Here is a 24,754-nt window from a genome sequence, read left to right as displayed (position 1 = left end):
GAAACGGTGTGCAGATGCGTAAAACCAGGCACCCGCGGCCTCCTGCTTCGCTCGAATCAACACCTCCCCCGGCTCCACCATAGAGCAATTCGAATATCCGTGCGAAACAGTTGTTCGATCATCCATTCGGTCCTCCCCTGCTGCGCCCCGCCCCCGCCGCGTCGAGCGTGAGGGACATGACCCAGCCCACCGAGAGCCCCGCCGCCGAGCCGCCCGGCGGCTTCCTCGCCGAGGTCAAGGACGCGGTCACCGTCCGGGCCGCCCTGCTGGTCCTGGGCGTACTGGCCCTCCAGCTGGCCTTCGTCGCCTCGTACATCGGGGCCTTCCACCACCCCGAGCCCCACGAGATCCCGATCGCGGTGGCCGCCTCCGCCGAGCGGGTCGCCCGGCAGTCGGCGCAGCGGCTCGCCGCCCTCCCCGGCAAGCCCCTCGACCCGCGCGCGGTCGGGAACGAGGCCGCCGCCGTCACCCAGGTCGAGAACCGGGAGGTCGACGGCGCGCTGGTCATCGACCCGGCGGGCACCACCGACCGGCTGATCGTCGCGAGCGGCGCCGGGGCCTCGCTCTCCCAGGCCCTGGAGCAGGTCGTCGGAGCGGTCGAGAAGGCCCAGGGGCGCAGCGTCCGGGTCGTCGACGTGGCCCCCGCCTACCGGGGCGACGCCCGCGGGCTCAGTTCCTTCTACCTGGTCATCGGCTGGTGCGTGGGCGGCTACCTGTGCGCCGCGATCCTCGCGATCAGCGCCGGGGCCCGTCCCGCCAACATCCACCGCGCCGTCATCCGGCTCGGCGCGCTCCTGCTGTACTCCCTCGTCGCGGGACTGCTCGGCGCGGTCATCGCCGGCCCGGTGCTGGACGCGCTGCCCGGCTCGCTCATGGGGCTGTGGGGCCTGGGCACCCTGGTCGTCTTCGCGGTCGGCGCGATCACCCTGGCCTTCCAGGGGCTGGCGGGCGTGATCGGCATCGGCCTGGCCATCCTGCTGGTCGTGGTGCTCGGCAACCCGAGCGCGGGGGGCGCCTACCCGTACCCGCTGCTGCCGCCGTTCTGGAGCACGATCGGCCCGGCCCTGCCGCCGGGCGCCGGCACGTACGCCGCCCGCTCCGTCACCTACTTCCACGGCAACGGCGCCCGCGGGCCGATGCTCGTGCTGGCCGCCTGGGCCGTGGCCGGCGCCGCCGTCACCCTGGCCTGCGCGGTCACCCGCCGCGGCAGACCGGGTGCGGCGGTGGGCAGCGGCCTCCCCGACGACCCTGCCCCCGCCCCCGGCCCCGGCCCCACTCCCGGCCCCACCGGCGAACCCGGACCCGCCCCCGGCCGCTGAACACCCCCGCCCCCGGCCGGGTCACCCCGGGCCCGCCGGCCGCCGGAACTCAGCCCGCCCGGTGGACGATTTCGCCCGCCACCACCACCGTTTCGGCCACCGTGCCCGGGATCCGGTCCGCCGGGACGCGCAGGATGTCGCGGGAGAGGACCACGAAGTCCGCCGCCTTGCCGACGGTGAGGGAACCGCGTTCCGCCTCCAGGAAGTTGGCGTGCGCGGAGCCCATCGTGTAGCCGTACACCGCCGTCTCCACGTCCACCGTCTCCGCCGGCTGCCACGCGGGGCCGCCGCCGGACAGCGGGCGGCGGGTGACCGCCGTGTAGATGCCGACCATCGGGTCCATCTCGGCGACGTTCCAGTCGCTGGAGAAGGCCAGCACCGCCCCGGCCTCGTGCAGGCTCCGCATCGGCCAGGCCTTGTGCCAGCGCTCCTCCCCCACGTTCTCGGCCCAGTCCTGGCCCGGCCCCGCGATCTCGGGCGCGCAGTGCCGCGGCTGCATGCAGGCGACCACGCCCAGTTCGGCGAAGCGCGGCACGTCCTCGGGGTCCAGGCACTCCACGTGCACCACCTGGTGGCGGGCGTCGCGCGGGCCGTTGACGGCGCGGGCGTGCGCGACGGCGTCCAGGACGGTGCGGATGCCCCGGTCGCCGGTGGCGTGGACGAAGCACTGGAAGCCCCGCGCGTCCAGCTTCGCCAGCAGCTCCGCGAACTCCTCGGCCGGGTAGAAGGTCTCGCCCCGGTGGTGGCCGCAGCCCGCGTACGGTTCCAGCAGCGCGGCCGTACGGGGTTCCACCACGTCGTCGATGTACAGCTTGAGCGGGCCCACCCGCAGCCGGTCCCCGGCGAACCGCCGGGCGGCCTCGGCGAACGCGTCCAGGTCGGCGTCGCCGGTGCCGCGCGGGTGGAACAGGGCGGCGACGATCCGCGAGCGCAGCCGGCCCTCGGCGCGGGCCCGTTCGTACAGTTCGAGGTCGTCGAGGGAGTTCTGCGGTTCGACGACGGTGGTGATGCCGAAGCCGATGGCGTCGTCGAGGCTCCTGGCGAGGCGTCCGTACTGCCGGTCGGGCGAGGCCCACGGCACGCCGAGCTCGCGCAGCGCCCGGTGGCCGTCCCGGGACAGGCCCTTGACGGCGAAGTCCTTGACGAAGCCGGTGGGCTCGCCGGTCACCGGGTCCACGGCGGCCGTGCCGAACGGCAGGTCCGTACGGTCCCGGGAGACGCCCAGCCGGTGCAGGGCGGCGGTGTTCAGCCAGGCCGTGTGGACGTCGTACGAGAGCACGATCGCCGGGACGTCCCCGGTGACCGGGTCCAGGTCGGCGGCGGTGGGCATCCGTCCGCCCGGGATCGCGGAGTAGTCGAAGGCCTCGGCCTCGATCCACTCGGCGTCGGGGTGCTCGGCCCGCCAGGCCCGGATCCGCTCCCGGATGCCCTCCAGGGTGCGCACCCCGGCGAGCTGGACGCAGTCCGCGTCGGAGCCGAGCCGGACGTGGTTGTGGGCGTCGACGAACCCGGGCAGGACCAGCCTGCCGCCCGCGTCGATCCGCTCGGTGTCGGGCCCGGCCCAGGCGGCCGCCCCGGCGTCGGGGCCGACCCAGACGATCACCCCGTCGCGGACGGCGAGGGCCTCGGCCTCGGGCAGGTCCGGGTCCACGGTGTGGATCCGGGCCCCGGTCAGCAGCAGGTCGGCGGGGAGGGGACGGGACATGGGTGCTCCAGGGTGCGTGGACGTAGGGGTGGGAGGTCAGGCCGCGGGGGCGTACGCGGGGAGGCGGCGGCGGGCGAGGGCCCAGTAGACGAGCCCGGAGACCACCGAGCCGGACAGGGTCAGGTCGGCGCCGCCGAGCGGGGCCACGAGCGGTCCGGTCCACAGCTCGGAGTCGCAGGTCAGGGCGGCGAAGACCAGACCGGCGAGGAGGGCGGTCATCCCGGCGGGGTGGTAGCCGGAGCGGTACCAGTAGGCGCCGTCCCGCCCGGCGTGCAGGGCTTCGGCGTCGTAGTGGCAGCGGCGCATCAGCATGTCGGCGAGGAAGACCCCGCCCCAGGGGGCGAACACGATGATCAGGAGGGACAGGAAGGAGAGCAGCGAGGTGGTGAAGTCGGTGAGGAAGAGCGCGGCGAGCGAGCCGGCGGCGGTGACGGCGCCGCTGACGCCGAGGGCGCGGGCGCGGCTCCACGGGATGCCGAGGACCTGGAGGTTCAGGCCGGAGGAGTAGAGGGTGATGATCGAGTTGGTGACGGAGCCGCCGAGGACCAGGAAGAGGAACAGCGGCCGGAACCAGCCGGGCAGCAGGCCCTCGGCCCCGGCGACGGCGTCGGTCATGTCGGTCTGGGTCGCGGCGGCCACCCCGGCGCCGCCGAGGGCCACGGAGGAGACGATGCCGCCGAGGGCCCCGGTCCAGGTGATCGACTTCAGGGAGGTGGTGCGGGGCAGGTAGCGGGTGTAGTCGGCGGGCATCGGCAGGTACGAGAACGGCCCGGCGAGCATCACCACGAAGGCCAGGCTCCAGCCGGAGAGTCCGGGCGCGGCGGCCGGGGCGGCGGAGGTGTCGGCGCCGGGCAGCACGAAGACGAGCAGCGCGCCGAAACCGGCGGCCAGCACGTACGCCGCCCAGCGCTCGGCGAACTGCACGGTGGCGTGGCCCCACAGGGTGACGGCGAAGGTGAGCACGAGGGTGACGGCGAGCGCGAGGGCGCGGGCCGCCTTCCCGTCGGCGAGGCCGGTCCGGGCGAGGAGCAGCTCCAGCGCCAGGGTGCCGACGACGGTGTTGACGATGGTGTAGCCGATGCTCACCACCCAGTTCAGGACCCCGGCGGGGAAGTTGCCGCGGACGCCGAAGGCGGCGCGGGAGATGACGAGGGTGGCGGTGCCGGTGCGGATGCCGCTGAGTCCGGCGGCGCTGATCGCGAAGAAGGACAGGGCACTGAGCACGACCACGGCGGTGGCCTGCCAGAAGGTGAGCCCGAAGGCGACGGCGAGGGCGCCGTTGATCACGTAGGTGAAGGTGAGGTTGGAGCCGAACCAGAGCCAGAAGAGGTCCATGGCGCCGCCGTGGCGTTCGGCGTCGGGGATCGGGTCGATGCCGTGGGTCTCGACCCGGAACACCTCGTCGACGTCGGCTCTCTCCCGTGTGTCCTGCTGCCCCATGACGGACCCCTGACTCTGGCTGACGCCGGCCACGAACCTTGAATGACGTTCTAGGTTCTTGAATGGCATTCAAGATGCGGTGCGGGATACGGCCACGTCAAGACCCTGTCCGGGATAAGGTCTGGCCAGGGAAGATCGGGAAGGCGGGGACCGGTGGCGGGAGCGGCGCGACGGCGCGACGGGCGGATCGCCCAGGAGCGGATGCTCGAAGAGGCCATGGCGGCGATCGCCGAGGACGGCCTCGCGACGCTCACGATGTCCGCGCTGGCGGAGCGGCTCGGCACCAGCGGCGGCCACATCCTGTACTACTTCGGCAGCAAGGACCGGCTCCTGCTGGAGGCCCTGCGCTGGAGCGAGGAGCAGCTCGCCGCGGAGCGCCGGGCGCTGCTGGGCCGGCGCCTGACCGCCCCCCGCAAGCTGGACCTCTTCCTGGAGCTGTACCTCCCCGAGGGTCCGCGCGACCCGCGCTGGACGCTCTGGATCGAGCTGTGGGCCCGCACCGCCTCCAACGAACCGCTGAAGGCCGCCCAGGAGGAGATCGACGAGGGCTGGCAGCGGGACCTGGAGGCGCTCCTCGCCAAGGGGGTGGACCAGGGCCGGTTCGCGCCCGTGGATGTGCCCGACCGGGCCTCGGAGCTGCTGGCCCTGCTGGACGGGCTGAGCACCCGGGTCGTCCTCGGCCAGCGCGGCGCGGACCGCGGCCGGGCGCTGGAGCGGGCCCGGTCGGCGGCGGCCCTGCTGATCCCGCCCCTGCCGCGGGTCCCGCAGGCGTAGGCGCGCACGGGCACGGGCACGGCGGGGATGCGCAGGGCCCGCCCGGGTTCCGTCACCCCGAACGGACCCTTCGCGCCCCCGTCGTTCGCGGACGGCCGGGACGCCGCACCCGGCACGCAGTTCCTCGACGGCCGAGCGCCCGGAGCGCGCCCTGGACCAGCCCGTCCACCATCTCGTCGGCGTCCACGGCGGGAACCCTTCTTTTCGAACTGTTTTCCCGATGGGTCAATTCGATGCCCGAAAACGGAAGCAGCCGCGCCGAAAAAGCCCTTCAACGACTGGGCGAAGGTCCGTTCGCAGCCGTTCACAGCCGTTCACATCCTTTTGATCACCAGGTTGACCTGCGCATATGCCAGGGGACCAAAGGCCCCCGCGCGCTTGTGAAGACCTTCACGAGAATTTCCCGAGGATGCGGCCTACCGCACTCCCCGGCCGAAGAGCACAATCACCCTGACTGCTCGCGTCGAACGTGAGGGAGGGAACGCGTGCGCAAAGAAGTGCGCACCGCGGACGGACGCACGCTGGTGGCCGAGCGCTGGGGCGATCCGGACGGCAAGCCCGTCCTCCTGCTCCACGGCATGCCCGGCAGCCGCCTGGGTCCGGCACCCCGGGGCATGGTGCTCTACCAGCGGCGGGTGCAGCTCATCGCCTACGACCGGCCCGGCTACGGCGCCTCCGACCGCCACCCGGGCCGCACCGTCGCCGACGTGGCCCATGACGCGGCCGCCGTCGCCGACTCCTTCGGCCTGGACACCTTCGCCGTCGCCGGCCGGTCCGGCGGCGGCCCGGGCGCCCTGGCCTGCGCCGCCCTGCTGCCCGACCGGGTGACCCGGACCGCCGCCCTGGTCCCCCTCGCCCCCCGGGACGCGGAGGACCTGGACTGGTTCGCCGGGATGGCCGCCTCGAACGTGCGGGAGTACACCACCGCCACCGACGACCCCGAGGAGCTCGCCGCCCGGCTGATCCCCCGCGCCGCCGGGATCCGCCGGGACCCGGGAAGGCTCCTGGAGGAGCTGCGCCGGGAGCTGACCCTCAACGACCGCATGATCGTCTCCGATTCGGGCCTGCGGTCGATGCTGCTGCGCAACTACCGCGAGGGGGTCCGGACTTCCGCCTGGGGCTGGATCGACGACATCCTGGCCTTCAGCCGCCCCTGGGGCTTCGACCCCGCCGACATCCGCTCCCCCGTCCTGCTCTGGCACGGCGAGCTGGACGTGTTCTCCCCGGTCGGCCACTCCCGCTGGCTGGGCCGCCGCATCCCCGGCGCCACCACCACCATCGACCCGGACGCCGCCCACTTCGCGGCCTTCCACGCCCTGCCCGACGTCCTCAACTGGCTGCTGCGCGAACTCCCGGCCCCGGTCCTGGGCGAGGAGCAGCCCGCCTAGGGCCGCCCCCGGCCCGGTGCGCGGGGAGCGGTGCGCGGGAAGCGGGACCCCGGCCTCGGGCTCAAGATCATCGGGTGCAGAATGACCCGTATGTCGATAACGAACACGCCCGAAACGGCCACGATCGAAGACGCTCCCCTCGTCAGCCGCATTCTGACCCGAGCCTTCGACGACGACCCGATGATGCGCTGGTTCTTCCCCGACGACGCCTCCCGCGAGGAGTCGCTTGGCCGGTACTTCACCACCCTCTTCACCCGGCAGTACGTCCACCACGGCGTGTGCGAGCGCACCGCGTCGGCCGCCTCCTTCTGGGTGGCCCCGGAGGCGGGGGCCAAGGCCGTTCCCGACGCCGGGACCATCGAGGAGCTGCGCGCCATCCTCGGTGACCGGGCCGGCCTGTTCGGGGAGGCCGTCGGTGCGGCCGCCGCGCACACGCCGCAGGAACCGCACTGGTACCTCGCGCTCATCGGCGCCGACCCCGCCGCCCAGGGCCAGGGCCACGGCGCGGCCCTGCTGCGTTCGGGTCTGGCCAAGGCCGACGCCACGGGCCTGCCCGCCTACCTGGAGTCCTCCAAGCCGTCCAACCTCCCCCTCTACGAGCACTTCGGCTTCCGGGTGCGCGCGGAGGTGCCGCTGCCGGGCGGCGGGCCCGTGCTGTGGGGCATGTGGCGCGAGCCGCTCCGTCCGGCCGGCGCCTAGTGCCGTGACCCGTTACGTCCGGTCCCGTGCGGCGGGAACCGCCGGGCCGGGCGTGACGCGGGGCAGCAGCCGCTCCACCGGCGTGTCCAGGTGGAGTTGCAGCAGGCGGTGCGGGAAGAAGAACCCGCTGTCCGTACGGAAGAGCAGTACCCGCTCCTCCGCGGTGTGCAGGAACCGCCGGTACCGGTAGGGGGTGTGCCCCCGGTACGCCAGGATCGCCCGGATCGTCCAGTGCCGCAGGACCGCCAGGCCCCCGAACCGGAAGCCCCGCACCACGGCGAACAGCAGGCCCAGCAGGGCGGCCACGAAACCGGCCCGCCGCAGGTCGTGGCCGGGCACCGCCAGGCCGATCAGCGCGATCAGGCCAACCGCCCCCACGGCCAGCCCGGCGAACCCGTGGACCAGGGAGAAGCGCACCGTGCGGCGCACCCCCTCGTTGGGGCGCGGCCGGCGGTCCTGGAGCGAGGGCTCGAACTGGTTGCCGACGATGTAGACGAGGCCCAGCAGCGCGGCCGCGGCCGGGCCGATCCACGAGGGCTCCGGGCACAGCAGGTGGACGACGTAGCCGAGGAGGAACTCGATGGCGAGCCACATGAACAGCGACAGCGCACCGCGCACGATGTGGAACTTGGTCTTCGAATAGATCATCCGGTCGCCCCGCCGCCAGGTCCACCGCATCTGCTCCACCGGATCGAACACATCGGTGAAGGAGGCCTCCATCTGGGTCGCGGCGACCCACATGTAGGCGAGGCCCACCACCACGGCTCCCGGTGCCATCAGGTCGACGTGCGCCACGTAGACCAGCCAGTACACCATGACGACCATCAGGGGCCCGGTGGCCGCGACGGGGCCCGCGATGGCCCCCCGCTTCCGGTCGCCGCCGTCCCCCTCGGCCTCCGCGAACCGCTTCTCCGACTTGTACGCCGTCACGGCGCAGGTGACCGCCATGGTGGCGGCGAGGGCCGCCGCGCCGAAGACGCTGGTGTGCACCACCCCGGCGCGCACCGCCGCCGCCACCCACAGGACGGGCAGCCCGAGCGCGCAGACCGACATGGCCAGGTTCGGGACGATCCGCGGGAGCATCTGCTCCGTGCGCGACAGCCAGCCGAGGTCGAGCCGGTCCAGGTAGAGCACGTGCTCCCCGCGCCGGGTCAGGGTCCGGGCGAGCCAGGTCAGCCAGGTCAGGGTCCGCTCGGGGGCCTCGTCCGGCCACGGGCGCTCGCGCCGCAGGCACTCCCGTACGTAGGCGTCGAAGATCCGGCCGCGGCGTTCGGCGAGGCTGCCGGGCTCGCGCAGGTCGGTCGCGGGCCGGTTGCGGTAGGTGACGCGGATGAAGCCGAGCATCATCGGCGACTGGAACAGCGGCCAGAGGTCCTCGTTCTCCTCCAGCGCGACGTGCACGTCCGCGAGGGCCTCCCGGTCCGCGGCGAGGAAGTCCTGGACGTCCTGCCGGCCCGGGGGCTGGATCTCGACGTAGCGCCGGGAGCGGAGGCCGAAGGCGAGACGGCGCAGGTCCGCCTCGTCCGTCCGGCAGCCGACGGCCATCCCCGGGCAGGCGCGGCGCAGGCGCCGCAGTTCCGCGACGCACTTGGACCGGTCCGCCTCCGGCACCTCGTCCAGGCCGTCCAGCACCGGGAGCAGCCGGTGTTCGCTCAGCCAGGTCCGCACCAGCACGCGGGAGACGTCGCCGTACTGACGGACGATCGCCTCGGCCAGCCACTCCTCCAGCGGCTCGCCCCGGTAGGTGTCCAGGCGCAGGTAGACCGGGAGCAGCCGGGGCTCCCCGTCGGCGGTGCCGTCCAGTTCCTCGACGGCCAGGCGGTGTGCGAGCCGGGCGAGTTGGGTGGTCTTGCCCATGCCCGGCTTGCCGAGCACGACGAGGTCGTCGGTGTCCTCGTAGAGGGCGCGGATGCTCGTCACGTGGGTCGGTACCGCTACGGGTTCGCTCCGGCGGGCCCTCCTGTCGCGTCGGCCGCGCCCGGCGTGCTCCTCCCGGCGGGCGGTGAGGACGGCGAACCGCGGCTGGAGGTAGTGGTGGGCCTCGGCCCGCGCGAGTTCGTCGGCGGTCCTGTCCCTGACCTGCTTGACGAGCTTGCGGCGCAGGCGTCCCGCCTGCCGGTCCCGGCGGGCGCGGGCCGGCCAGGTGAACGCGAGGACCACCCACGCGACGGCCGTCCGCAGGAACCGGCGGACGGGGTAGCGGCGGAGGTCCGGGGCGGGGCCGGGGGCGGACGGCGGGGTGTCCGCGGCGGGCTCCGGGGCCTCGTCGGCGCCGGTGTGCGCGACCCCGGGCAGCGGCGGGAGGGGCTCCTGCTCCCCGACGGCCGACCCGACGGCCGACCCGGCTGCCGATCCTGCGGCCGACGCCGCGGCCGACTCCCGCTCGGCGGCGGCCCGGTGCCACCGCGGCTCCCACTCGGCGGGGTCCCCGCGCAGCGCCGTCACCATGGACAGGAACAGGGACAGCGAGGGGGGTCTCTTGCCCGAGAAGGACTCCGAGACGTAGGACCGGCTGCAGTGGGCGGCCTCGGCCAGTGCGGTGACGGTGGGGCGTTCGGCCGGGTCCAGCCCTTCGTAGAGCTCGTCGTGGACCCGGCGCATGAGCGTCACCCAGGGGCGTATCTCCGGTGGGGCCGCCGCCGGATCGGGGCGCTGGGGCCCCCGTGGCCGAAGGCCGGAAGATGCTGCCATCAGCTCTCCTCGTTCACGAGCCGTTCATTGGCGTTCACTCGTTCACAGATGCCGGACGTCCCTGGTCAGCGTGGGTACGACGGGCATAGAACGGTGGTCGGTGGGACGCGTCGGCCAGGGGCCCGCGCGGCCTGTTCCGGGGCGCCAAGTCAGCCCCGGAGCACTCATATTGGCCATCGGAGCCTCGTTTGTACGGCCAACCGTCAGGTCCGGAAGATTTCTTGACGGATCCGCCGGACCCGCGGCCCGCGCCCGCCACCATCCGTCATCCGTCCTTTCGAGGAGCGCACACATGACCGTTCCACGCCTTCTCGCCCCCCTCGGCGGCCTGTTGGCGGCCGGCCCGGTGGCACTGGCCGATGCCCCCTGGTGGGTGGCCGCGACCCTGGCGTTCGGGGGCCTGCTGGTCCTGCGGGCCGAGGCTCTCGTCAACGCCCGCAACGAGGCCCGCCGGGGGCTCCACGAACACCGGCTCCTGGGCGAGGTGTCCCGGCGGCAGGCCTTGGCGTACCTGCGGGAGGTCAGGCGGGCCCGGTCCGCCGCGGACGCGGACGCCGGCACTGGCACTGGCACTGGCACTGGCACCGCTACGGGTACGGGTACGGGCGCCGGTGCGGCCTAGCCGGGGCGCGCCGGGGCAACGGCGGCGGGGGTCAGGCCCCGGTGAGGACCGCGCGGATCACGTGGCGGGCGTTGCGGGCCATCGCCGGGTTCGTGCGGCGGTGGTGCGGCAGGGAGATCAGGGCCTGCGAGAGGGCCCGGCCCCGGCCCCGGATCCAGCTGGCGTCGTCCACGCCGAGCGCCTCGCGGAAGACCTCCCGGGCGCCGGCGGGCAGCAGGTTCCACGCGGGGAACAGATCGCAGGCCGGATCGCCGACGCCGGTGCACCCGAAATCGATCACCGAGGTCAGCCGGCCGTCCCGGACCAGCAGGTTCCCCGGCATCAGGTCGGCGTGCAGCCACACCGGCGCCCCCTCCCATGCGGGGGCCCGCAGGGCCTCCTCCCACACGGCGGTCGCGGCGTCGCAGTCGACGCCCTCCTCCGGGATCCCCCGCAGCGCCTCTATCGCCGCCCGCGTCCCGGCGTCGAGCGAGGCGACCGGGCCGCCCCGGTACGCCTGCGGTCCGCCCGGCAGGGTGAGCCCGCGCATCGCCCCCACGAAGGCGGCGAGGTCCTCGGCCAGGGGTCCGGGCGCGGTCAGCGCCCCCTCGCGGGGGTTCTCGCCCGGCAGCCACCGATACACCGACCAGGGCCACGGGTACCCCTCGGCGGGTTCCCCGGCCCCGAGCACCTCGGGGACGGACGCGGGCAGCCGGGGGGCGAGGCGGGGCAGCCACTCCCGCTCCAGCGGCACGTCCTCGGCCCCGCCCCGCGTCAGGGGGAGCCGTACGGTCAGGGAACCGCCGAGCCGGTACACGGCGTTGACGGTGCCGCCGGAGGGGAAGCGGGTGACCTCCAGCTCCGCCCAGTGGGGGAACTGCCCCGCGATCAGGCGGCGTACGAGGTCCTCGTCGTGGTGCGCCGGGCCGGGGCCCGTCCGTCCTGTGCTCATGGCCCCCATCCGACCGCCGGTGCATCCGGAGGTCAAACGTTTTTGCGGGGCGCCGCAGGAGGACCGTACCGGGGCGGGGACGCACGCGGCCCCGCCCCCGGACTCCCCTCAGGCGTCCCCGGTTTCCCGTGCGGCCGCGGCCAGCAGGGCGAGCACCCGGGCGAGGCCCTCGCGGGCGGCCGGGTCCGTCAGGAGGCCGTCGGCGGCGGGCTCCCCGCCTCCGGCGGGGACGCGGACGCAGGCCTCCTCCACGACGGCCGCACCGGTGTAGCCGAGCACCGTCCGGAGCGTGGCGGCCGCCCCCTCACCGCGGCCCGGGGCGGCCGCGTTCACCCAGGCGACGGGCTTGTCGCAGATCTCGGTGCCGCCGACCGTCCAGTCCAGCAGGTTCTTGAAGGAGCCGGGCAGGGTGCCCGCGTACTCCGGGGCGCAGATCAGCACCGCCGCCGCCCCGTCGATCGCGGCGCGCAGCGCGGCCACCGGGGCGGGCAGCGGGTCGTGGTCGTCGTCGGGGTTGAAGTGCGGGAGCCCGGCGAGGCCTTCGTAGAGGACCGCCTCCAGCGGCTCGGGGGCCTGCTCGGCCACGGCGCGGGCGGTGCGCAGCACGCGGTCGTTGGAGGACCCGGCGCGCAGGCTTCCGGACAGCAGCAGGATCACGGGGGGTGTGGGCATCCGTCCAACCTACCGACCTGCGGTGACGTACGCCCGGGGAGTCCCCGGCGGGCGCCCGGGCGCCCCGGCCCCGGAAATTGGATCTTGCATTCCGGCGAACGGCCGAACGCGCCCTCTTGAGAATTGCGCCACGCTTTCTATAGAACGCTTGACCAGGCGTCATGTCTCGGTTGCCAATGGGGTGTGGGCGAGTAAAGTCCACGCTTGACAGCAGTGACGCACTGGTGTCATTTCCCCCCATTTCAGATGGCCTCCCCGAGGACGGTGTCGTGAACACTTCCGCAACCCCCCCGACCAGCCCGGACAAGGACCGCCGGGTCCCGCTCACGCGGATCGACGCGCGCAGCGCTTCCGCCGCCGCGGTGATCGGCCGGGTCCTTCCCTCGGAATCCGGCCGTCACGTTCAGACACCGATCTTCAACTCTGCGCTCTGACGGAGAAGTACGCGCTCTAGACTGGTGGAATGACCGGCCTGATCGCATTCCGCGAGATCGTCCTGAAGGTTCACAGCAGATGCGATCTTGCTTGTGATCATTGCTATGTCTACGAACACGCAGATCAGAGCTGGCGAGCCCGGCCGAAAGTGATCTCCCCCGGGGTCGTTTCCCAGACCGCGTCGCGGCTCGCCGAACATGCCCGTGACCATGCACTCCCCTCCGTCACGGTGATCCTCCACGGAGGGGAACCCCTGTTGGCGGGTCCGGACCGACTACGGCTCGTGTGCGAGGAGTTCACCCGCGCGCTCGCCGGTACGTCCGACCTCGACCTGCGGATCCACACCAACGGCCTCCAGCTGAGCCCCCGGTACCTGGACCTCTTCGCCGAGTACGGCGTCCGGGTGGGCATCTCCCTCGACGGGGACCGCGCGGCCAACGACCGCCACCGCCGCTTCGCGGACGGCCGTACGAGCCACCCCCTGGTGCTGGCCGCCGTCGACCTGCTCCGCTCCGCGCCCTACCGCCACCTCTACCAGGGCCTCCTGTGCACGGTGGACGTGGCCAACGACCCCGCGGCCGTCCTGGACGCCCTGGTCGAACTGGAGCCGCCCCGGATCGACTTCCTGCTCCCGCACGCGACCTGGCAGACCCCGCCGGTCCGGCCCGACGGCGCGCCCGACGCGTACGCGCGCTGGCTGCTGCGGGTCTTCGACCGCTGGGACCGGCTGGAGCGGCCGGTGCCCGTACGGCTCTTCGAGTCCCTGCTGTCCACCCTGCGCGGCGGGCCCAGCCTGACGGAGTCCCTGGGGCTGGCCCCGACCGACCTCGTGGTCGTCGAGACCGACGGGACCCTGGAGCAGGTCGACTCCCTCAAGAGCGCGTTCGAGGGAGCCGCCGCCACCGGGTTCAACGTCTTCGACCACCCCCTCGACCTGGTCGCGGCCCATCCCGGGGTACGGGCCCGCCAACTGGGCCTGGCGGGCGTCAGCGGTACGTGCCGGCGCTGCCCCGTCGTACGTTCGTGCGGCGGCGGGCTCTACACCCACCGCTACGCGGAGCCGGGCGGCTTCGACAACCCCTCCGTGTACTGCTCCGACCTGCGCGAGCTGGTGGACGGGGTGGAGGGCCGCACCGCCGCCCGCGAGACCGCCCCGGAGCTGACCGACGCGGGCGCGCTCGCCCGGTCGCAGGAGGAGCTGACCCGGGTCCTGCTGGCCCGGCTGAACGCCGACCTCGCCGGGGACCCCGCATGGGCGCGGGCCTGGGAGCTGCTGGCCGGGGTGGAGGCGGCCGGGCGGGCGGGCACGGACGCGCTGGACGCCGTACTGGACCACCCGTTCACCCGGACCTGGGTGCTGGAGGCCCTGGAGGCCGTCCGCGCGGGGCGGGCCGACGGGCCCGGCGCGGCCCGCCGGCTGGCCGCGCTGGCCGCCGCGGCGGTGCTGCGGGGCGGGCTGGAGCTGCCGGCGGAAGTGGCCTACCGGGACGGCGAGGTGTACCTGCCGACGCTGGGCCTGCTGCGGCTCGGGGAACCCGGCACGGACGGGCGGGCCTGGCTGCACCACACCGGCGAGGGGTACGCCGTGCGGGACGGGCGCACCGAGCACCGCTTCGGCCCGGAGGCGGGGGACGCGCGCTGGCTGCCCGTACGGACCTGGTCGCCGCGGCCGGGGGCGGCCCCGGTGGCCCTGGAGGACCTGGACCCGTACCGCAACTGTTTCGCCCGCCCGCCCCGGCTGCGGCTCGGCGCCGGTGAGGCGCGGGAGTGGGGCGGCCGGCTCGACGCGGCCTGGGCGCTGCTGCACCGCACCGTCCCCGTGTTCGCCCGGGCGGCGGCCGTGGGGCTGAGCACCCTGACCCCGCTGGCGGGCGGCCCGCGGGCCGGGGGCTGGGGCGAGGCCGGGCGGCACGGGCCGGGCGCGCTCGGGGTGCCGTACGGCGCCGGGGTACGGGAGACCGCGCTGGCCCTGCTGACCGGGCGGCGCCGGGCCCGGCTGCGGGCGCTGACGGAGGTGGCCGACCTGTACGCGCTGGACGGGGCCTGGCAGCACCCGTCGCCGTGGCGGACCCGGCCGGTCCCCGTGTCGCGGCTGCTGGCCGACGTGCACGAGCGGGTGGCGGTGGAGGCGTACCGGCGGGCCACCACCACGCACGAGCCCGACGGGGCGGACCGCATCCACCGGGCCCTCGACCGGCTGTCGGGGGCGGCCGAGCTGACGGTGACCGGCAAGCGGCTCGTGGAGGAGCTCCGCTGGGAACTGAAGGCAGCAGACGCATGACGCCCCCCGGCCCCGGCGCACCCGGACCGCCCCCGCGCGAGCGGTCGTTACCGGCGGCGCCGCCCGGCGGGGCCCTCGCGCTGGCCGTGCAGCTCCGCCTCCTCGGCGTGCGCCCCCGCCAGCGGCTGCTGGTGCACGCCGCCCTGCGCGGGACCGGCCTGCGCGCCGAGGTCCTGCGCGACGCCCTGCTGGGGGTGCTCGGCCCCGGCGGCACCCTGGTGGTGCCCGCCTTCACCGCCTCGAACTCCCTCACCTCCAGCTCCCACCTGGCCCGGATCGCGGGTCTGGGCGAGCAGGAGGTGAAGGAGTTCCGCTCCCGCATGCCCGCCTTCGATCCGCGGCTCACGCCCGGCGAGGGCATGGGCGTCCTGGCCGAAACGGTCCGCACCACCCCGGGGGCCGCCCGCAGCGCCCACCCGCAGACCTCTTTCGCGGCGCTCGGCGCGGACGCGCACCGGCTCTGTGCGGAACACCGGCTGGAATGCCATCTGGGCGAGGACTCCCCCCTGGGAAAGCTGTGCTGGGAGGGGGGACAGGTGCTCATGATCAATGTGGGATTTTCGGCGTGCACCGCTTTCCATCTCGCGGAGTACCGAATTCCGAAGCCCCCCTTGCGCATGTACGACTGTGTGGTGAAGGTGAACCTGCCGGGGGGTCCGCGCGGGGGAGGACAAGAGGGGGCGTGGACCTCGTACGAGGACGTCAGACTGGACGACGGCGATTTCGCGGAGATCGGGGGGGCATTCCCCGATTCCCGGCTGCGCCGCGGTCGGGTGGGAGGGGCATCCGCCGCGCTCTTCTCGATTCCGGACGCCGTCGATCACGCCCTGGACTGGATGACCGAAAACAGACGCTGATTGACTGAACGATGAGGGGATGTGGCGAAGCAGCTCCGGAATGATGTTTCTTCGCTCGCATCTTCGGGACGGGGGTCGTGTGCCCGCATCAGTGCAGCCGTACTTTTTTCTCAGTTATGCGCATACACCGAGGTTCGGGCCGGGAGGACCCGATCCCGACATGTGGGTGGAGCGCCTGTTCCGTGATCTCTGCAACCACATCATGGCGCTGACGGACCTGCCCGCGGGATCCGAGGCCGGCTTCATGGACCGGGAGATACGCAGCGGCGAGGGCTGGTCGGAGCGGCTCGGGGCGGCACTCGCCACCTGCCGGGTCTTCGTCCCCCTGTTCTCGCCGCGGTACTTCGCCAGCGAGATGTGCGGGAAGGAGTGGTTCGCCTTCGCGCAGCGCGCCATCCAGCACGGCGCGCTCAGCAACCAGCGGGCCGAGGCCATCGTCCCCGCCCTGTGGGTCCCCGTGCCCCCCTCGCAACTCCCCGGCCCGGCCGAGCGGTTGCAGTTCAACCACAACACCTTCGGCGAGCGCTACGTCACCGACGGGCTGTACGGGCTGATCAAACTCCGCAGGTACGCCGAGCAGTACGAGCAGGCCGTCTACGAGCTGGCCCGGCGGATCGTGCGGGTCGCCGAGACCGTCCGGCTCGACCCCGTCCGCCCGCTCGACTACCGGCTGGTGCCCAGCGCCTTCGGCCCCGCCGGGGGGCGGGGCGCCGCCGGTCCGGGCGGCGGGCCCGCCCGCACCCTGCACGTGACCGTCGCCGCCGCCTCCCGGCACGACCTGCCCGCGGGGCGCAGCCCCGAGTACTACGGGGAGAGCGCCCTGGAGTGGAACCCGTACCACCCGGTGTCGCAGATGCCCATCGCGTACGTGGCCGAGGACCTCGTCAAGAACCTCAACTACCGGACCACGATGTCCTCCTTCGACGACGAGGCCGGGCACTTCGACAGCAAGCAGCCGCCCACCCGGCCGGAGATCCTGATCGTGGACCGCTGGGCGGTGGAGGACGAGCACCGGCGCCAGCGGCTGGCCGCCTTCGACCAGGAGCACCGTCCGTGGATCAACGTGGTCGTGCCGTGGAACCGGTACGACCACCAGAGCCGGGCGAAGGAGGCCGAGCTGGCGCGGCGGCTGGAGGAGACCCTGCCCGTCAAGATGGGCCAGGGCCGGGCCGCCTGCCGGGCCGCCGCCAACGGTGTGGCCAACATGGAGACCCTCGGGCAGATCCTGCCGCAGGTGGTCGAGGCCGCCGCCCAGCAGTTCCTCAGACACGCCCAGGTGTACCTGCCGGCCGGGAACACCCACACCGAACGCCCGAGGCTGCTGGGGCCGATGGGGATGGGCGAACCGCCCGTACCGCCTCCGGCGCCCTTCCCGCCCACCGCGCACCGCGGGCCCGACGGCCACACCGGCTCCGGCGGGACCGACGGGTCCGACACAGACACCGACAGCACCGACACCGACCGGGGGGACGCGGATGACAGCCAGTCGTGACAGCCGAGGCGGACGCATCGTCACCTTCTATTCCTACAAGGGCGGAACGGGCCGCACGATGGCGCTGGCCAACACCGCCTGGATCCTCGCGGCCAACGGCAAGCGGGTCCTGGCCGTGGACTGGGACCTGGAGGCTCCGGGCCTGCACCGCTTCTTCCACCCCTTCCTCGACCCCTCCACCCTCGGCGCCACCACCGGGGTCATCGACCTGATCAGCGAGTACGCCTGGGCGGCCACCAGCCCCGTGCAGCGCGCCGACGACTGGCACAAGGACTACGCCCGGATCCAGCCGCACGCCGTCTCCCTCACTCCCGAGAACCTGGGCTGGGAGTTCCCCGACGGCGGCACGCTGGACTTCGTCTCGGCAGGCCGGCAGAACCGCGAGTACTCGGCGACCGTGTCCACCTTCGACTGGGACAACTTCTACGACCGGCTCGGCGGCGGCCTCTTCTTCGACGCCCTGCGGGCCGACATGAAGAAGAACTACGACTACGTCCTGATCGACAGCCGCACGGGGCTGTCCGACATCGCCGACATCTGCACCGTCCACCTGCCCGACGTCCTGGTCGACTGCTTCACCCTCTCCGACCAGTCCATCGACGGCGCCGCCTCCGTCGCCCGGCAGATCGACGAGCGGTTCAACGACCGCGGCATCAAGATCTACCCGGTCCCGATGCGGATCGACGAGGGCGAGAAGGAGAAGGCCGACGCGGGCCGCGCCCTGGCCCGGATCAAGTTCGACCGCTTCCCGAACGGCCTGGTCGGGGACGAGCTCACCTCCTACTGGGGCGCGGTGGAGATCCCCTACCGCCCCTACTACGCCTACGAGGAGACCCTGGCCACCTTCGGCGACGAGGCCGGGCTCACCAACTCCCTGCTCTCCGCCTTCGAACGGCTGACCACGGTGGTCACCGAGGGCGAGGTGACCACCATGCCGGCCATCGGCGATGAGGTCCGGCTGCGGATCCGGGACGCCTTCACCCGCCGCCGCCCGGCCCTGCCCGCCGACCTGTTCCTCTCCTACGTCGCCGAGAACCGGATGTGGGCCGACTGGATCGAGTCGGTCCTGACCCGGGCCGGTTTCCGGGTCGTCCCCCGGGACGTCTCCGCCGAGCGGGTGCCCGACGCGGCCGGCGCGGGCGCGGCCGGCGACACCCTGGGCGCGGGCGTGAGCATCGACACCGCGGCCCGGACCGTGGTGCTGCTCTCCAGCGCCTACCTGAAGTCGGCCCGGGCCGTGGAGGTGTGGAACCGGGCCGCCGCCGAGGACCCGACCGGGGGCCGGCGCCAGCTGGTGCCGCTGCGGGTGGGCGACGTACGCCTGGCCACGCCCTACATCGACCGCAACCCGGTGGACCTCTTCCGCCTCGACGAGGTGCACGCGACCACCGCCCTGCTGCGGGCCGTGGAGCGCCCGATGGCCCTGCCGGACAGCGTCGCGAGCGCCTCCCAGCCGGGCCCCCGCTTCCCGGGGACGGTCCCGAAGATCTGGAACGCGCCGCCCCGCAACCCCGGCTTCACCGGGCGCAGCATCGTCCTGGAGCGGATGCGCGACCAGCTGGGCGGCGGCATGGCGGTGGTGCTGCCGCAGCCGCAGACCCTGTACGGGCTCGGCGGCGTCGGCAAGACGCAGGTGGCGCTGGAGTACGTGCACCGGTTCATGGCCGACTACGACCTGGTCTGGTGGATCTCCTCCGAGCAGACCGACGACGTGGTGGCGGCCCTTGCGGAGCTGGCCGTACGGCTGGGCGCGCAGACCGGCGAGGACATGTCGGCCGCTTCCCAGGAGGCGATCGACCTGCTGCGGCGCGGGGTGCCGTCCTCGCGGTGGCTGCTGGTCTTCGACAACGCCGACGATCCCGAGACCCTCAAGCGGTTCTTCCCGCCGGGCGGCCCCGGGCACGTGCTGGTCACCTCGCGCAACCAGTCCTGGTCGCAGTACGGGGACGCGCTGCCGGTGGACGTGTTCCTGCGCGAGGAGTCCATCGAGCACCTCCAGCGCCGGGCGCCGGGGCTGACCAAGGAGGACGCCGAGCAGGTGGCCGTCGCGGTGGGCGACCTGCCCCTGGCCGTCGAGCAGGCGGGCGCGTGGATCGCGGAGACGGCGACGCCGGTGTCCGCGTACCTGGAGCAGCTGGCCCAGCAGGCCGCGCGGGTGCTGGGCCTGAACCAGCCGCCCGGGTACCCGGAGCCGGTGGCGGCCACCTGGAACGTGTCGATCGAGCGGCTGCAGTCCCGCTCGCCCGCCGCCGTGCGGCTGCTCCAGCTGTGCGCCTTCTTCGCGCCGGAGCCGATCTCGGCGAACCTCCTCTACAGCAAGGAGATGATCGACGCGCTCAAGCCGTACGACTCCTCGCTCCAGGAGAAGCTGGTGCTGGGGCGGGTGATCCGGGAGATCGGCCGGTTCGCGATGGCCAAGGTCGACCAGGTCAGCAACAGCATCCAGGTGCACCGGCTGGTGCAGGCGGTGATCCGGGCGCAGCTGTCGGAGGAGGAGCAGCGCGAGGCCCGGCACGCGGTGCACCGGATCCTGGCGGGTGCGCGGCCCGATGACGACGAGCCGATAGACAACCCGGCGACCTGGCCGCGGTTCAACACGATCTGGCCGCACCTGAGCCCGTCCGAGGCGCGGTTCTGCAAGGAGCCGGAGACCCGGCGGCTGCTGATCGACCGGGTGCGCTACCTGTGGAAGCGCGGTGACTTCAAGGCGGCGTACGCGCTGGGCGAGGAGCTGCGCGAGTCGTGGCGGGAGATGCTCGGCAGCGACGACCTGCAGTACCTGTACCTGCGTTTCCACCTGTCCAACATCCTGCGTTCGCAGGGCCGGTTCGTGGAGGCGAAGGAGCTGGACGAGGTCACGCTGGAGCGCCAGCGGTCGGCGCTGGGTCCCTCCCACCCGCACACGTACATGACCACGAGCGGCCTGGCGATGGACCTGGGCGCGCTGGGCCGGTACGGGGAGGCGATGGAGCTGGCGACGGCGGCGCACGAGGGCTTCGGGCAGATCTTCCACGAGGCGCACCCGCGCACCCTGGCCGCCGCGAACAACCTGGCGCTGAACCTGCGGATGGTGGGGCAGTACGCGCGGGCCAGGGAGATCGACCAGGAGGTCTTCGACCGGCGCACCGAGGTGCTGGGCCCGGACCACCCGTACACCCTGTCCTCGGCGCAGAACCTGGCGCGGGACCTGCGCGAGGTGGGCCGCTACGACGATTCGGTGCAGTTGCTGGCCCGGACGTACGACATCTACAAGCGGACGCTGGGGCGGGCCTTCCCCGGCACCCTGTCGGCGGCGAAGAACCTGGCGGTGTCGCTGCGCCGGGCGGGCGAGCTGGAGGACGCGCTGCGGCTGACGACGGCGACGCGCAACCGCTACCGGGCCAAGTACACCTCCGTCAATCCGGACCTGCTGGCCTGCGAACTGAACCTGGCCTCGGACCTGTTCGCGACGGGCGACCCGGGCGCGGCGCGGGACCTGGCGCAGGAGGTGGTGGACGAGTACATGAAGGTACCGGGCGAGAAGCACCCGTACACCCTGGCGGCGCTGAACAACCTGGCGGTGTTCCACTGGGGCACGGGCGCGTCGGAGACGGCGGAGCCGATGCTCCGCCAGACGATCCGCAGCATGCGCGAGGTGCTGGGCGACAACCACCCGCACACGGTGTTCGCGCACCTGAACCTGGCGAACGCGCGGGCCGACCTGGGTGATCCGGAAGGTGCGCTGGAGCTGGAGCGGATCGCGGTGATGCGGCTGCGCGAGGCCCTGGGGGCGCATCACCCGGAGACCCTGGCGAGCGCGTCGAACATGGCGGTCAGTCTGGACATGATGGGCCGCAAGGAGGAGGCGGCCCGGGTGCGGGCGGAGGCGGTGGCGGAGCTGACGCGCCTCCTCGGGGAGGACCACGGTCTGACCCGGTACGCCCGGGACGAGCGGCGGGTCCACCGGGACCTGGAGCCGCTCGCGGTGTGATCCGACGGAGGGCGGCGGGCCCCGCGACCGTGGGGCCCCGCCGTCCGCCACCCGACATCAGGGGGGCGCTGTGACCGACAGCATGACCTTTCGCAACGAGGACCTGCCGGCCCTCTTCCACCACACCGACCAGGCGGCGGTCTCCCGGCAGCGGGAGTCCACCCAGGCGACGCGCGCGCAGCTGCTGCTGCTGGTCGCGGCCGCCGGGGCCGCCGCGCTGCCGGCCGGGCCCGCCGTGGGCTCGCTGCACGTGTTCGCGGCGCTCAGCGCGCTGGCGTACGCGGGGGTGCTGGCCGTGGGCGTACGGGCGACCCGGCGCCGGGCCCGTCCGCAGTGGCAGCTCAACCGCAGCGCGGCGGAGTTCATCAAGTCCCTGGCGTGGCGCTACGCCGTGCACGGGGCGCCCTTCGGCAGCGAGGTGGCCGGGGCGGCGGGGGTGTACCGGGCGCGGCTGGAGAAGGGGCTGGACGAGCTCCGCAAGATGGGCTGGGAGGATCCGCGGACGGCGGGCCTGGTTCCGGAGGGCGGGGAGGTCACCGGGGCGATGGACCGGCTGCGCGGGATGGAGTACGCGGTGCGCCGGGAGACTTATGTGCGGGACCGGCTGATCGAGCAGCGCAACTGGTACAGGCGCAAGACGGAGGGGTCGCGGCGGGCGACGGCGCTGTGGTCGTGGACGATCGTGCTGCTGACCTGTCTGGCCCTGCTGTTCGCGCTGGTCGGGGCGTTCGGTTCGGGCTCGGGTCCGCTGCCGGCGGGGCTGCTGAGCGCGGCCGCGGCGGCGGCGATCGCCTGGAACGAGGTGCGGCGCCACCATCCGCTGATCGAGGCGCACACGCTGATCGAGCAGGACCTGGCGGCGATGATGGTCGTGATGCAGACGACGATCACGGAGTCGCAGTGGCCGTCGTCGGTGTACGAGACGGAGCGGTACGTCTCTCCCCAGCACACGGACTGGCTGGCCCGGCACAGCAGTTGAGGGGGCGGGCGGGGCGTGGCTCAGTCCCGGGTCACGCCCGCGCGCCAGATGACGGTGACGGGTTTCCCGAGGGCGCGGGCGTAGGAGACGATCTCGGCGGTGCCGCCGTGCCCGCGTGCGGGGAGGCCGTCCCAGACGGCGACGAGGCGGTCGCAGGAGTCGGCGATGTAGGCGCCCGCCGCGTAGTAGGCCTCGTCGGTGGAGCGGGCGAAGGCCATGCGGACCTCCTGGGTGGCGCGGTGCTTGAGCCTGCGGTAGCCGGCGAGGGCGTCCGGGTCCTCGAAGGTGTCCTCGTAGTCCCCGCTGGGGATCACGACGGTGAGGTCGGCGCCGCATTCCAGGGCGATGTCGGCGAAGAGCTGGTCGGCGCCGTCGGCGAGGCTGGAGAGGGCCTCCAGCGGGCCCTGGTGGCCGCGGAGCACGGCCCGCAGGCCTTCGCGGACGTGGCCCAGGAGTTCGTCGGGGATGGACCGGTGTCCGGTCACTCCGATGCGCTTCATGTGGGAACCTGCATGCGGAGACCTGCCTCCCCCGTGGACCGGATGCCCTGGACATCCTCCCAGAAGGCGGGAGGACGTCCAGGGGGCCGACCGGGGGCGCGTGGGTCGGCCGGACCGCGTGGACCGGGGGGGGAATCCCGCGGGGTCAGTAGACGCTGACGCCGTAGGCGTTCAGCGCTTCGACGACGGGCTGGAAGAAGGTGGTCCCGCCCGAGGTGCAGTTGCCGCTGCCGCCGGAGGTGAGGCCGACCGCGCGGCTGCCGGAGTAGAGCGGGCCGCCGCTGTCACCGGGTTCGGCGCAGACGTTGGTCCTGATCATTCCGTAGACGATGTCGCCGCCGCCGTAGTTGACGGTGGCGTTGAGGCCGGTCACGGTGCCGCCGTGGATGCCGGTGGTGGAGCCGCGGCGGGTGACGGACATGCCGTTGGTGGCGTCGACGGCGCTGGTGATGTCCTGGCTGCCGACGGTGCCCGGCGGGACCGGGGAGTTGCTTGCGTACTTGATGAGGCCGTAGTCATTGGTGGGGAAGCTGGAGCCGACGGTGGAGCCGACGGTGGTGGTGTGGGAGGAACTGGTCCACCAGGTGCCGGCGCCGTCGGTGCAGTGTCCGGCGGTGAGGACGTAGTAGGTGCTGCCGCTGCGCACGTTGAAGCCGAGCGAACAGCGCCAGCTGTCGGTGTAGATGGCGTCGCCGCCGGAGAGCAGCTTGCGCAGCTTGCCGGGGGTGCGTTCGATGCGCAGGGCGCCGGCGTCGGGTCCGGCCTCGTGGCGGATTCTGGCCAGGTCGGCTTCGGTGACCGTGGAATCGGCGGTGACCACGAGGGTTCCGGTGGCGGGGTCGGTGTGCCAGGCGGTGCCCGCGACGTCGGCGCGCAGGACCGAGGCCCCGGCGGCGGCGAGGCGGGCGGCGCTGAAGCCCTCGTCGGCGGGGTGCGCGCCGGCGGCGGCGGGCGTGGCCAGTCCGGCGACGGCGGCCAGGCCGGCGGCGACGGCGAGCAGGCGGATGCGGCTCATCTTCTTGTTCCTCACTTCACGTCCTCCCGGAAGGGGGTCGGGGGCCCGGCAGAGGTGGGGGGGCGCCGGAGCCCGTGAGCGGCGGTGGGGGGCGGGCGTACGGGTGACCCCGCATGCATTTGCCGTGCCCCTGACAAGTCCGCCGGATGACGCTGACGGGAGTGTCCTGTCGTCAGTCACCGGCGGCAAGGGCGTCTTTCAGCCGCCGCTCCCCCGCGGCGACCTCGAAGGGCAGCGTGTTCCCGGGCGGCGGGAAGGGGCAGACGAAGTGGTCGGCGAAGGCGCAGGGCGGGAGCAGGGCCCGGTTGAGGTCGACGGCGACGGCGCCGTCCGGGCCCGGGATCCCGGGCCGCAGGAAGCGGAAACGGTAGCTGGAGCGGCCCGCCGTGGCATCGGAGAAGACGGCCCAGAGACTGCCGTCCCCCTCGTCGACGGCGACCTGGAGGGCGTACTCCCCGCCCTCCCGGGAGAAGAGCAGCTCGCCCCCGAGGCCGAGCCCGCGGGAGCGCCCGTCGGCGTTCTCCAGCTGGACGGTGCGCCGCTCGGGGTACGGGCGGAAGCGGCCCGGCAGCACGTACGCCGGGTCGTACGCGGTGGCCTCGATGCCCCGGAAGGCACTGCGGGCCGGGGAGTCGGGGTCGAAGACGCGGACCGCCCACTCCCCCTCGCGCAGGATCACCGCGAACCGGCGCCGCCCGGAGGCGAGCCGGGACCGCGCGGGCGGACCCTCGTCGGCGTCGAGGTCGGCCTCCCCGGCGAAGGGGCGGCCGTCGAGTTCGAGGCCGTCCTCGGGGGCGGCGCTCAGCGCGACCCCGGAGGCGGTGGCGCGCCACTGCCCCGGAACGGCCGGAATTCGACCTTCCGGGTAGTCGCCGAGCCAGTGGGTACCGGTCAGCGCGAGGGGTCCGTAAGGGGCGGAGACGGTGGCCACACGATGCTCGTGCCACTCCCGCCAGGCGTTGGTGTCCCGTTCGTCATCCATGC

The 24,754-nt window shown here is 73.6% G+C and carries 19 protein-coding genes; 11 read left to right on the top strand and 8 right to left on the bottom strand.

Translation table 11 applies throughout. The annotated features are described in order from the left end of the window. Nucleotides 1-176: 176 nt before the first annotated feature. Entirely contained in the window at nt 177-1,319 is a 1,143-nt protein-coding gene (locus SLAV_RS28755; RefSeq protein WP_078950595.1) for an ABC transporter permease, read from the top strand. A gap of 49 nt (nt 1,320-1,368) precedes the next feature. On the opposite strand, the gene SLAV_RS28750 is transcribed toward SLAV_RS28755, so the two are convergent. Both SLAV_RS28750 and SLAV_RS28745 read right to left on the bottom strand, forming a co-directional pair. Beyond that, the gene (locus SLAV_RS28750) at nt 1,369-3,024 is read right to left on the bottom strand and encodes an amidohydrolase (protein WP_030238419.1); all 1,656 of its coding nucleotides are present in this window, start codon (nt 3,022-3,024) and stop codon (nt 1,369-1,371) included. A gap of 36 nt (nt 3,025-3,060) precedes the next feature. Next, complete coding sequence (locus SLAV_RS28745; protein ID WP_037688454.1) at nt 3,061-4,464, bottom strand: purine-cytosine permease family protein; 1,404 nt, start codon at nt 4,462-4,464, stop codon at nt 3,061-3,063. Between the two features lie 153 nt (nt 4,465-4,617). On the opposite strand from SLAV_RS28745, the gene SLAV_RS28740 reads away from it, so the two are divergent. The 3 genes from SLAV_RS28740 to SLAV_RS28730 all read left to right on the top strand — a co-directional run bounded on the left by SLAV_RS28740 (nt 4,618) and on the right by SLAV_RS28730 (nt 7,325). Continuing rightward, nucleotides 4,618-5,238 carry a TetR/AcrR family transcriptional regulator gene (locus SLAV_RS28740; RefSeq protein ID WP_030238423.1) on the top strand — a complete coding sequence of 207 codons (621 nt, stop codon included), beginning with the start codon at nt 4,618-4,620 and terminating at the stop codon, nt 5,236-5,238. Nucleotides 5,239-5,723: 485 nt separating this feature from the next. Further along, entirely contained in the window at nt 5,724-6,626 is a 903-nt protein-coding gene (locus SLAV_RS28735) for an alpha/beta fold hydrolase (protein WP_037688457.1), read from the top strand. A gap of 81 nt (nt 6,627-6,707) precedes the next feature. Beyond that, nucleotides 6,708-7,325 (top strand): GNAT family N-acetyltransferase, encoded by a 618-nt coding sequence (locus SLAV_RS28730; protein WP_078950599.1) that lies wholly within the window; start codon nt 6,708-6,710, stop codon nt 7,323-7,325. 12 nt (nt 7,326-7,337) lie between these two features. Here SLAV_RS28730 and SLAV_RS28725 read toward each other — a convergent pair whose 3' ends face one another. Further along, nucleotides 7,338-10,016, bottom strand: a complete 2,679-nt coding sequence (locus SLAV_RS28725) for a helix-turn-helix domain-containing protein (RefSeq protein ID WP_158740849.1) — start codon at nt 10,014-10,016, stop codon at nt 7,338-7,340. A gap of 292 nt (nt 10,017-10,308) precedes the next feature. On the opposite strand from SLAV_RS28725, the gene SLAV_RS28720 reads away from it, so the two are divergent. Continuing rightward, nucleotides 10,309-10,638 carry a hypothetical protein gene (locus tag SLAV_RS28720; protein ID WP_030238431.1) on the top strand — a complete coding sequence of 110 codons (330 nt, stop codon included), beginning with the start codon at nt 10,309-10,311 and terminating at the stop codon, nt 10,636-10,638. 31 nt (nt 10,639-10,669) lie between these two features. On the opposite strand, the gene SLAV_RS28715 is transcribed toward SLAV_RS28720, so the two are convergent. Beyond that, nucleotides 10,670-11,569: an aminoglycoside phosphotransferase family protein gene (locus SLAV_RS28715; RefSeq protein ID WP_030238433.1), complete on the bottom strand. Its 900-nt coding sequence runs from the start codon at nt 11,567-11,569 to the stop codon at nt 10,670-10,672. Between the two features lie 108 nt (nt 11,570-11,677). Next, a complete protein-coding gene (locus SLAV_RS28710; protein WP_030238435.1) occupies nt 11,678-12,241 on the bottom strand; it encodes an NADPH-dependent FMN reductase in 564 nt (187 codons plus the stop codon). A gap of 161 nt (nt 12,242-12,402) precedes the next feature. On the opposite strand from SLAV_RS28710, the gene fxsA reads away from it, so the two are divergent. The 6 genes from fxsA (at nt 12,403) to SLAV_RS28680 (ending at nt 22,255) form a co-directional block, all read left to right on the top strand. Beyond that, on the top strand, nt 12,403-12,675 hold the full coding sequence (gene fxsA, locus SLAV_RS28705; protein ID WP_078950596.1) for an FxSxx-COOH cyclophane-containing RiPP peptide: 273 nt from the start codon (nt 12,403-12,405) through the stop codon (nt 12,673-12,675). Between the two features lie 29 nt (nt 12,676-12,704). Further along, nucleotides 12,705-14,957: a radical SAM/SPASM protein FxsBH, inactivated beta-hydroxylase extension form gene (fxsBH, locus tag SLAV_RS28700; protein ID WP_030238437.1), complete on the top strand. Its 2,253-nt coding sequence runs from the start codon at nt 12,705-12,707 to the stop codon at nt 14,955-14,957. After that, nucleotides 14,954-15,814, top strand: a complete 861-nt coding sequence (locus SLAV_RS28695; RefSeq protein ID WP_078950597.1) for an AAC(3) family N-acetyltransferase — start codon at nt 14,954-14,956, stop codon at nt 15,812-15,814. The genes fxsBH and SLAV_RS28695 overlap by 4 nt, the downstream gene beginning before the upstream one ends. Before the next feature lie 43 nt (nt 15,815-15,857). Next, nucleotides 15,858-17,306 carry a TIR-like protein FxsC gene (locus tag SLAV_RS28690; RefSeq protein ID WP_158740853.1) on the top strand — a complete coding sequence of 483 codons (1,449 nt, stop codon included), beginning with the start codon at nt 15,858-15,860 and terminating at the stop codon, nt 17,304-17,306. Continuing rightward, on the top strand, nt 17,290-21,276 hold the full coding sequence (gene fxsT / locus SLAV_RS28685) for an FxSxx-COOH system tetratricopeptide repeat protein (RefSeq protein WP_030238445.1): 3,987 nt from the start codon (nt 17,290-17,292) through the stop codon (nt 21,274-21,276). Before SLAV_RS28690 ends, fxsT begins: the two co-directional genes overlap by 17 nt. A gap of 82 nt (nt 21,277-21,358) precedes the next feature. Beyond that, nucleotides 21,359-22,255 (top strand): DUF4231 domain-containing protein, encoded by an 897-nt coding sequence (locus tag SLAV_RS28680; RefSeq protein WP_030238447.1) that lies wholly within the window; start codon nt 21,359-21,361, stop codon nt 22,253-22,255. 20 nt (nt 22,256-22,275) lie between these two features. On the opposite strand, the gene SLAV_RS28675 is transcribed toward SLAV_RS28680, so the two are convergent. From SLAV_RS28675 to SLAV_RS28665, 3 genes are all read right to left on the bottom strand, one after another. Next, the gene (locus SLAV_RS28675; RefSeq protein ID WP_030238450.1) at nt 22,276-22,755 is read right to left on the bottom strand and encodes a hypothetical protein; all 480 of its coding nucleotides are present in this window, start codon (nt 22,753-22,755) and stop codon (nt 22,276-22,278) included. A gap of 145 nt (nt 22,756-22,900) precedes the next feature. After that, the gene (locus SLAV_RS28670; protein ID WP_051841350.1) at nt 22,901-23,770 is read right to left on the bottom strand and encodes a S1 family peptidase; all 870 of its coding nucleotides are present in this window, start codon (nt 23,768-23,770) and stop codon (nt 22,901-22,903) included. A 172-nt stretch (nt 23,771-23,942) separates the two neighbouring features. Beyond that, nucleotides 23,943-24,752 carry a DUF1684 domain-containing protein gene (locus SLAV_RS28665; RefSeq protein ID WP_030238455.1) on the bottom strand — a complete coding sequence of 270 codons (810 nt, stop codon included), beginning with the start codon at nt 24,750-24,752 and terminating at the stop codon, nt 23,943-23,945. Nucleotides 24,753-24,754 lie beyond the last annotated feature (2 nt).

The organism is Streptomyces lavendulae subsp. lavendulae (genome assembly GCF_002803845.1).
Taxonomy (GTDB): Bacteria; Actinomycetota; Actinomycetes; order Streptomycetales; family Streptomycetaceae; genus Streptomyces; species Streptomyces lavendulae.
This window is presented reverse-complemented; position numbering and strand designations above follow the sequence as displayed.

Bases quoted from the DNA above. Each gene is read 5' to 3' on its own strand.
- SLAV_RS28755 (WP_078950595.1), top strand. From the start codon at position 177: ATGACCCAGCCCACCGAGAGCCCCGCCGCCGAGCCGCCCGGCGGCTTC.
- SLAV_RS28750 (WP_030238419.1), bottom strand. From the start codon at position 3,024: ATGTCCCGTCCCCTCCCCGCCGACCTGCTGCTGACCGGGGCCCGGATC.
- SLAV_RS28745 (WP_037688454.1), bottom strand. From the start codon at position 4,464: ATGGGGCAGCAGGACACACGGGAGAGAGCCGACGTCGACGAGGTGTTC.
- SLAV_RS28730 (WP_078950599.1), top strand. From the start codon at position 6,708: ATGACCCGTATGTCGATAACGAACACGCCCGAAACGGCCACGATCGAA.
- SLAV_RS28725 (WP_158740849.1), bottom strand. From the start codon at position 10,016: ATGGCAGCATCTTCCGGCCTTCGGCCACGGGGGCCCCAGCGCCCCGAT.
- SLAV_RS28720 (WP_030238431.1), top strand. From the start codon at position 10,309: ATGACCGTTCCACGCCTTCTCGCCCCCCTCGGCGGCCTGTTGGCGGCC.
- SLAV_RS28715 (WP_030238433.1), bottom strand. From the start codon at position 11,569: ATGAGCACAGGACGGACGGGCCCCGGCCCGGCGCACCACGACGAGGAC.
- SLAV_RS28710 (WP_030238435.1), bottom strand. From the start codon at position 12,241: ATGCCCACACCCCCCGTGATCCTGCTGCTGTCCGGAAGCCTGCGCGCC.
- fxsA (WP_078950596.1), top strand. From the start codon at position 12,403: ATGTCTCGGTTGCCAATGGGGTGTGGGCGAGTAAAGTCCACGCTTGAC.
- fxsBH (WP_030238437.1), top strand. From the start codon at position 12,705: ATGACCGGCCTGATCGCATTCCGCGAGATCGTCCTGAAGGTTCACAGC.
- SLAV_RS28695 (WP_078950597.1), top strand. From the start codon at position 14,954: ATGACGCCCCCCGGCCCCGGCGCACCCGGACCGCCCCCGCGCGAGCGG.
- SLAV_RS28690 (WP_158740853.1), top strand. From the start codon at position 15,858: ATGTTTCTTCGCTCGCATCTTCGGGACGGGGGTCGTGTGCCCGCATCA.
- fxsT (WP_030238445.1), top strand. From the start codon at position 17,290: ATGACAGCCAGTCGTGACAGCCGAGGCGGACGCATCGTCACCTTCTAT.
- SLAV_RS28680 (WP_030238447.1), top strand. From the start codon at position 21,359: ATGACCTTTCGCAACGAGGACCTGCCGGCCCTCTTCCACCACACCGAC.
- SLAV_RS28675 (WP_030238450.1), bottom strand. From the start codon at position 22,755: ATGAAGCGCATCGGAGTGACCGGACACCGGTCCATCCCCGACGAACTC.
- SLAV_RS28670 (WP_051841350.1), bottom strand. From the start codon at position 23,770: ATGAGCCGCATCCGCCTGCTCGCCGTCGCCGCCGGCCTGGCCGCCGTC.
- SLAV_RS28665 (WP_030238455.1), bottom strand. From the start codon at position 24,752: ATGGATGACGAACGGGACACCAACGCCTGGCGGGAGTGGCACGAGCAT.